We start from the raw sequence: 7685 nt of genomic DNA on the forward strand, positions 1-7685 counted from the left end.
CAACTCTCCTTCACATACATATCCCCGGGCTGCTCCACGTAAACCCTGCACACTTCGCGCCCGTTGTCTTTTGTGTAGGCAAAATCCCAGATAAGGGGACCTTCGAATTGTTTCTCGAACAATCCTTTGGCCGCTTCCAGTTTTTCATAAAGGGCCAAACGAGCTTCTTCTTTTTTTATATTAATTTCCAGCGCCACAATTATTCTTTCACGACTTGGATCAAAACGAAGATCCACACCTTTGATCCCGGTATTGCCTGCAATCCACAAACGCTTTCGTCCTTTCTGGCCGGGCAGGCGTCGGGTACGATTCGACAACTTTTGCCAGAATTCAAGACGCAATTCTTTGGCTTCTTCCTTATTGAACATGTTCGTTTTACGCTTGATGATTAGCTATGTATGTCAGTTGAAAAATGAACCAAATTAGGCCTTTAACATATAAAAAATGCATTCCACCTTTCGTCAACTTGGTTCACTCCAAAAATCCGTATCTGATTCAATAAAATATGCGCTACTTTCAACAGAAGGAATTCAATCATTCTGCTGCTTCTGCTTTTTCCTTTGCGACAGCAACAAATAAAGCAGATAGACAATTCCGGTTCCCATTAATCCGATAGCTATCCGTTCCATGGTCTGCGAGCCGCCATGCACCATCCCAAATCCCATCACGACAAATAATACAGCAACAATTCCCAATTTGGTCTTCATAAGCTTAAAAATTATACCGTAAAGATAACAACACCCGGTGATTTATGTAATCGTCGGTATCGGTAGGAACACCATAATTATCAAAATTGTTTCCCCATGAGGCAGATGTAAGCAAATACTCCAGTCCAACCCAGGCTTTTCCCATAAGGTACTTTACCCGGGGAGATACGGCAAAAACAGAGGCCACCTGCCCCTTGCTCCGCGATAGTTCAGATACTACCACCACCTCCTCAGCAGAACCCATATTGGCTGTATAGCCGGCAAAGATTCCAGGCTGAAATCCATCGGTATTGTTCCCCTGGATATCTGTCCAGATAGAGCCTGTTTCCAAGGCCACAAAATCATTATCTGCAATTGACTGTCCCACACCTCCAAGCATGACCATTTCGGAAAGATTACTTCCGTAGATTCCTTCCATTCTGAACGTGAAGGATGGAAACTGGTATCTGAATGAACCATTGAAATGATATCCCGGAACTTTCTCCACAGAAGCTCCTTCGGTGAAGCTACCGGGAACAGCCAGCGTTTTATATCCAGCAGTAAACGCAGCCCATGCGCCCTTGCCTGCCCATTTCATCTGAACATCCAGTTCGGGCATCCCCGAGAGCTCGGTACTGCTATTGGCAAAACCTGTGCTGCGAAAATTATTCTGCTCCACAATGAAAAACTGCAATTGAGTTTGCTCAGCTACCTGCCAGGTAAACCGAATTTGAGGGCTTCGGATAAGTGGATGAAAAGGAGATCCGGCATTAACATTGACAGTTCCCGGAAAATTCTCGGTAAGAAACAGGGGATGCCAGGTTTGTCCGGCCGTCACCGACCATTTTTCCCTGGAGAATTTCACAAACGCATGACGCAACCTGAAATTATTATCCCCGTTGCCATTCCCTAAGAAGTCGCCCTCCAAAACGGCGGAAGTTTTGAAACCTTTTAATGCGGGCCCGGAAATGTGCATCCCCACGCGACTGTGTGCTGCATCCAGGTCAAACTGAGACCGATCGTTCTCATCCTCTCCGGTTTCTGTGAGTAACTCAGGCAATGGATACAAATAGATATGTCGATTTCGCGCTTCCACGCTAGCACGACTGTTTGCAGCAGCATCCACGCCAACATATCCATGAAAATCAAACTTAAAATCCTGTGCTTTAGCACTCCAGAGTATCAACATGGCAAGAACCACAAACAAAAAAATCGTTTTCATGAGCTTAAAATTACATTTAAGTACAGCAACTAATAAAAAGTAAGCACTGCTAATCGAAAAAAATGAAATTGCTTCATGGTGACTGAAAAGAAGCAATCTATTTTAAAAACCAAAAATTCCCCGGTTACCAGTGAAAAGTAAAATTTTTACGAAAAAGGTCTAGCAATAGTTTTTAAACAAAAAAAGTCACCCTGAATACAGGATGACTTTCAGCTCCTCAGGTAGGACTCGAACCTACGACCTACGGATTAACAGTCCGCCGCTCTAACCAACTGAGCTACTAAGGAATAAAAAATAAAAACAAATGATTCAACATTCTTAAAGCCGTTGCTTTTTGTTTCAATGCGGTTGCAAAAATATGCGGTTTATTTCAATTTTGCAAGACTCTGCCCTCATTTTTTTTAAAAATTCCGGCATTCCAAAAAAATGCCCATCTTTGCAGTCCAAAAATTCAAAACAGAAAACATTATGAGTAAGGTTATTGGGATGGGCAATGCGCTGGTGGATATTCTAACACGTTTACAGGACGACACCATCCTTTCGGATTTAAAATACCCAAAAGGCTCCATGCAGTTGGTTGATGTGGAAGAAGTGGCCAATGTTTTGCTTGCCACACGCGACTTTCCACGCAATCAGGCATCGGGAGGATCGGCTGCAAACACCATTCACGGACTGGCCAATCTGGGCGTAGAGACCGGTTTTTTCGGAAAAGTTGGCAAAGACCAATGGGGAGAATTTTTTCGATCCGACCTTGAAAAAAGAAGCATTAAACCATACCTTTTGGAAAGTGAAAAAGAATCGGGTCGTGCTTTTGCATTAATCAGCCCCGACTCGGAACGAACTTTTGCAACCTTCCTGGGTGCGGCCGTAGAACTCGCTTACCATGAAATTCCCGATGACCTGTTTGATGGTTACAGCATTTTGCATATTGAGGGTTACCTGGTTCAAAACAGAGAATTAATCCATCACGCATTACAACTTGCAAAATCAAAAGGACTTAAAGTATCGCTCGACCTTGCCAGTTTCAATGTGGTGGAAGACAACCTGGATTTTCTTCACGAGATGGTGGAAAAATATGTGGACATCCTCTTTGCCAACGAAGAGGAAGCCAAAGCTTTCACCGGTCTGGAAGAAGAAAAGGCACTTGATGAAATATCGGGCTATTGCAACCTCACCGTTCTGAAGCTTGGAAAAAAAGGTTCAGTTATAAAGCATCACGATCAGGTAGTAAAAATCTCCCCTATTCAGGCTACCAGTCTGGACACCACAGGTGCCGGTGACCTTTATGCCTCCGGATTCCTCTATGGAATGATTCACGGACTTTCCATGGAGTTGTGCGGCCAGATAGGCTCCCTGCTTGCCGGAAAAGTCATTGAAGTAATTGGCCCCAAGATGGATGATAACACCTGGAAAAAAATCAAAATAGAGATAGCAGCGCTGATGAATTAATCGGGCAACCTACAAAAGAAGATTTCTCTATATTTTGCTAATTTTGCAATGATCTTTACAGACATTCAATCATAAGATTTATATATACTATGGAAACAGTTGTTAGTGGTATTCGTCCCACAGGGAACCTTCATCTTGGCAATTATTTTGGTGCGGTAAAAAACTTTCTGAAAATGCAGGAAAACTTCAACTGCTACTTTTTTATTGCTGACTACCACTCACTTACCACCCACCCCCATCCAGGTGACCTGCACGGAAATGTTCGCCAGATTCTGGCAGAATACCTGGCAGCAGGACTCGATCCTGAGAAAGCAACCATTTACATTCAAAGCGACCTGCCCGAAGTGGCCGAACTAACGCTTTTAATGAGTATGAACGCCTACCTGGGTGAGCTGGAGCGTACCACATCGTTTAAAGATAAGGCCCGTAAGCAGCCGGAGAATGTCAATGCAGGATTGCTCACTTATCCGGTTCTGATGGCATCAGACATCATTATTCACCAGGCCTCAAAAGTCCCGGTAGGAAAAGATCAGGAACAGAACCTGGAGATGACACGTAAATTTGCCAATCGGTTTAACCGAATATACGAAACAGATTATTTCACCATACCGCAGCCATTCAATTTTGGGGAATCCCTCATTAAAATTCCGGGACTTGACGGTTCCGGGAAAATGGGAAAATCGGAAGGCAACGGTATTTTTCTTGCTGAAGAACCGACATCCATCCGCAAAAAAGTAATGAAGGCAGTGACCGATAGTGGTCCCACGGAGCAAAATTCCAAAGTCAGCGAGCCTGTACAAAACCTCTTTACCATTATGGAAGTGGTTTCTCAAAAAGAAGTTTTGGACCAGTTTAAAGAAGACTATGCCAAATGCACCATACGTTACGGCGACCTCAAGAAAAAGCTGGCCGAAGACATCATTAACTTCACGACTCCCATCAGGGAAAATATTAATGCTATTGCTGCAGATGATGCCTATTTAAGAAAAGTGGCCGAAATGGGAAAAGAAAAAGCACGTGCAAGTGCGTCTAAAACAGTGAAAGAAGTCAGAGAAATCATTGGTTTTAAGCCGTTTTAAGTCATAAGTTAAGCCCCAACAATCACCGCAAAGAGGTATTTACGGAACAATCTCGTAATACCTCTTTTTTACTGTTTCATATTTCCGGAGCTCCAGCGGAATTTGCATCCCATTGTCAAGCCAGACGGCAGTATTGTTTTCATCCAGACTCTCAATTTTTCTGAGATTAACCACATACATAGGATGACATCTCATAAACCCGTAATTCCCAAAAAGCTGCTCGTAATGTCTCAACGGCCGCGGCACAAAGAGCGGCTTTCCGATGTCGGTGTGCATAATACATCCGCCGGCCACCGCTTCTCCAAAGAGAATGGAAGATAAAGAAACCGCTTTATCAAAATCCTCGGTTGGAAAAACCACCATTTGTGATGACGCAGGAAGATTGGCATTGGTCAAAAGTATTTCAATTTTGTAGTGGTAATCCGCCTCATCAATGGCCTCACAGGCTTTATCGATGGCTAAAACCAAATCGGAAGCCTCGAACGGTTTCCTTACAAAACCCACTGCTGAAAACTGAATGGACTCTTCAAGAAAAGCTTCATGGCCCGACATAAAAACCACTTTGAAATTGTAGAACTCTGTTTTTCGCAGCAAATCAAAGGCTGTTCCATCGGGCAGTGCAATGTCGAGAATCAAGAGATCCGGAGCATCTTTTTCTATGATCTCAAGAGCATCGGAGACAAGCGAAACCGCCCCCAGCTGGTGAAACTCCGGGAAATGGTGGTTTAGAATCTCGCTCACGATTTTCTGAATCACCCTGTCATCCTCAACAATCAGAATCTTTTTCATGTAACAATTTTTGCCCGTAAAACAGTTATACGGAAACGGGCTGCCGCTTAATAAGTCTGTTCTTTTGCTTGTAAACAGGTTTTCCATTTTGGTTGACCTCCACAAGAGGAATAATTATTCTGACCAATGTTCCCCGGTCAAAAGGATTCACCTGCTTTTTATCCATAATCGACAAGTCAGTACGTCCCCCTGAGTCGCGACGCAACATCTCCAGACGCTCCCGAGTAATTTTAATGGCCATTGATTCGTGCCCTTTCTCTTTTTCACTTGCCTGCTTCGAAGCATCAATACCGATACCATTGTCTTCCACTTCTACCACCACACGGTTTTTATCTTTCCTGAAAGATATTTTGATCTGACCCTCAGTACCAATAGGTCTGATCCCATGTTCTATTGCATTTTCGATAAATGGCTGAGTAAGCATAGGAGGAACCTTAATGCTTTCCATCTTCAGCGATTCGTCGATGTGCAACTGATAGGTAAACGATTCTGAAAAGCGCAGCCGCTGCAATTCAAGATAATATTTCAGAATCTGCGTCTCCTCCTTCAATGAGATGTAATCGTGCGTGGAACTCCTCAATACCTGACGCATTAACCGGGCAAAATCGGTAAGAAATCTGGACGATTTTTCGATGTCGTGCTCCAGAATGTAAACCTGAATAGCACTGAGGGCATTAAAGATAAAGTGAGGATTCATTTGCGAACGTAACAAGCGTTGCTGATGACGCACATTTCTGTATCTGCCTCGCAATTGCAGTTGCCTCACAATCATAAATATAGCAAAAGAGATGGTTATCACAATAATTAGTGCGGTCAGCAGATAAAAGCGTTGTCGATCCAGCATCGACTTCTGACGTATGGTTTCCTGGTTCAACTGGTCAATCTTTTTTCTTTGTCTTTCCGACTCAAATATGGCCTCCTGAGTAGCCAGGTGGTGAATATTCTTGGTATTGATAATACTATCGCGGTAGGTAGCTGCGGTTTTGAAAAAATTCAGGGCTTCTCCAAAATCTCCCTTTTTTTCATATAGTTCAGACAACAACCTGGATCCTTCTTCTATCTGATACAAAACACCAATACTTTTAGCAATTTCCATGCTCTTCCTCAAGTGCTTTTCTGCTTCTTCCAGTTCTTCCATATCCAGGTAAGTCTCCCCTATCTTGGAATGACTAATTGCCACCTGCATCAGATCTCCCAGTTCTTCATTCAGATATAAAGCCTTCTGAAGATATTCCAGCGCTTTATGCGGACGATTTTGCACAATGTAAGCCCCCCCAATGCTGTTAAAACAGATGGACTGCCCAACCTTGCTGTTTATCTGATAGTTGTAATCAAGCGAGGTAAAGAAATGTTTTAGTGCAGAATCGACCTGCCCCATTTTGAGAAGTGACTCCCCCAAATTGTTGTGATTGATAGCCAGACCCAGTTTATTATTCTGAGCCTGTGACATGCCGAGTGAACGATTGAAGTATTCGATGGACGAAACGTAGCGGCCCAGGTTGTAATTCACATTTCCAATGCTGTTGATTGCCGAACCGATGGTTAACGAGTCACCTGCCTCTTCGGCCAGCCCAAGAGCTTTAACGTGCATCTCCAGGGCCATCGGATTGTCATCAATACGACGATAAACCACTCCTATCTGGTTGTAAACATTGGCCAAAAGAGTGTTATTATTTGCCCGGGTGGCTAATTCAAGAGCTTTTTGATGAAATTTCATGGCCTCTCCGTAATCTGCCCGGTTTCGGTAACGCTGTCCAAGAAGATTGTAGATGCGTGCAAGTTGAGAGATATTGCTATTTTTCCGGGCAATTTCCTCTGCTTCTACAAGATAACTGTCATTTATATCAATGTGTACCCCTCCCTGTCCGTAATGACTATACGATTTCTCGATCAACTGCTCTACCACCATGGAGTCGGTGCCCGGAAGACGTTTATCAACCAATGCTTCCGTCGGCTGGTCTCCATCCTGAAAGTAGCTACAGGAAGTTATTGATAGAAAGAAAAGAAAAACCAAACCCTGAAGTCTTCCCATATTATACTTATTTTAAATCCTGCCACCAACAAAAAAAATCCAGATCTTAAAAAAGTAAGATCCCTGCATCCCAAAAAGAGATATTTCGTTCCCCATTTGTGTCAAACAACCGGTTACAATGCAGATTCAGCATGATTGTGAGCAGGTCATCTGTTTCAAATTTTTCAACTCGTAATTTGAGGAAATTTAAATTTATTGTCCACCAAAATACAGTTTTTTTTACCTGTCATCACAAACTCATTTCTCATTTTTTGATGAAGGGTTATCTTTGCAGGCTAAAATAGATACAAGTGAAGATAGGGAATTTACAACTTAGAGCAGAACCATTGCTTCTGGCCCCGATGGAAGATGTTACCGACGGAATGTTTCGCGATTTGTGCAAGCGTTATGGTGCCGACCTGATGTACACAGAATTTGTGTCATCAGAT

At 43.2% G+C, this 7685-nt stretch carries 8 protein-coding genes and 1 tRNA gene; 3 read left to right on the plus strand and 6 right to left on the minus strand.

The window, feature by feature from the left end; all coding sequences use genetic code 11:
• The 4 genes from QZZ43_RS16645 to QZZ43_RS16660 all read right to left on the minus strand — a co-directional run.
• Positions 1-368, minus strand: a 368-nt coding sequence (locus QZZ43_RS16645) for a DUF4268 domain-containing protein (protein WP_291861693.1), incomplete at its 3' end; no start/stop codon positions are given.
• A 162-nt stretch (positions 369-530) separates the two neighbouring features.
• Complete coding sequence (locus QZZ43_RS16650) at positions 531-707, minus strand: hypothetical protein (protein ID WP_291861695.1); 177 nt, start codon at positions 705-707, stop codon at positions 531-533.
• Between the two features lie 4 nt (positions 708-711).
• A complete protein-coding gene (locus QZZ43_RS16655; protein ID WP_291861697.1) occupies positions 712-1908 on the minus strand; it encodes a DcaP family trimeric outer membrane transporter in 1197 nt (398 codons plus the stop codon).
• Between the two features lie 213 nt (positions 1909-2121).
• A tRNA-Asn gene (locus QZZ43_RS16660) sits at positions 2122-2195 on the minus strand.
• 181 nt (positions 2196-2376) lie between these two features.
• Here QZZ43_RS16660 and QZZ43_RS16665 point away from each other — a divergent pair.
• Both QZZ43_RS16665 and trpS read left to right on the plus strand, forming a co-directional pair.
• Positions 2377-3357, plus strand: coding sequence for an adenosine kinase (locus QZZ43_RS16665; RefSeq protein ID WP_291861699.1), 981 nt, complete (start codon positions 2377-2379; stop codon positions 3355-3357).
• 89 nt (positions 3358-3446) lie between these two features.
• Positions 3447-4436, plus strand: coding sequence for a tryptophan--tRNA ligase (trpS, locus tag QZZ43_RS16670; protein ID WP_291861701.1), 990 nt, complete (start codon positions 3447-3449; stop codon positions 4434-4436).
• 39 nt (positions 4437-4475) lie between these two features.
• Here the strand turns inward: trpS and QZZ43_RS16675 are convergent, their stop codons facing one another.
• Complete coding sequence (locus QZZ43_RS16675) at positions 4476-5225, minus strand: LytTR family DNA-binding domain-containing protein (RefSeq protein ID WP_291861703.1); 750 nt, start codon at positions 5223-5225, stop codon at positions 4476-4478.
• A 25-nt stretch (positions 5226-5250) separates the two neighbouring features.
• Entirely contained in the window at positions 5251-7257 is a 2007-nt protein-coding gene (locus QZZ43_RS16680; protein ID WP_291861705.1) for a tetratricopeptide repeat protein, read from the minus strand.
• Positions 7258-7598: 341 nt separating this feature from the next.
• On the opposite strand from QZZ43_RS16680, the gene QZZ43_RS16685 reads away from it, so the two are divergent.
• A partial coding sequence (locus tag QZZ43_RS16685) for a tRNA-dihydrouridine synthase (protein WP_291861708.1) occupies positions 7599-7685 on the plus strand: 87 nt, incomplete at its 3' end.

It is taken from the genome of Marinilabilia sp. (genome assembly GCF_016278715.1).
In the GTDB taxonomy this organism is placed as follows: Bacteria; Bacteroidota; Bacteroidia; order Bacteroidales; family Marinilabiliaceae; genus Marinilabilia.

Excerpts from the sequence above, each read along its gene's own strand:
- QZZ43_RS16665 (WP_291861699.1), top strand. The coding sequence starts at position 2,377 with ATGAGTAAGGTTATTGGGATGGGCAATGCGCTGGTGGATATTCTAACA.
- QZZ43_RS16650 (WP_291861695.1), bottom strand. The coding sequence starts at position 707 with ATGAAGACCAAATTGGGAATTGTTGCTGTATTATTTGTCGTGATGGGA.
- QZZ43_RS16655 (WP_291861697.1), bottom strand. The coding sequence starts at position 1,908 with ATGAAAACGATTTTTTTGTTTGTGGTTCTTGCCATGTTGATACTCTGG.
- QZZ43_RS16680 (WP_291861705.1), bottom strand. The coding sequence starts at position 7,257 with ATGGGAAGACTTCAGGGTTTGGTTTTTCTTTTCTTTCTATCAATAACT.
- QZZ43_RS16675 (WP_291861703.1), bottom strand. The coding sequence starts at position 5,225 with ATGAAAAAGATTCTGATTGTTGAGGATGACAGGGTGATTCAGAAAATC.
- trpS (WP_291861701.1), top strand. The coding sequence starts at position 3,447 with ATGGAAACAGTTGTTAGTGGTATTCGTCCCACAGGGAACCTTCATCTT.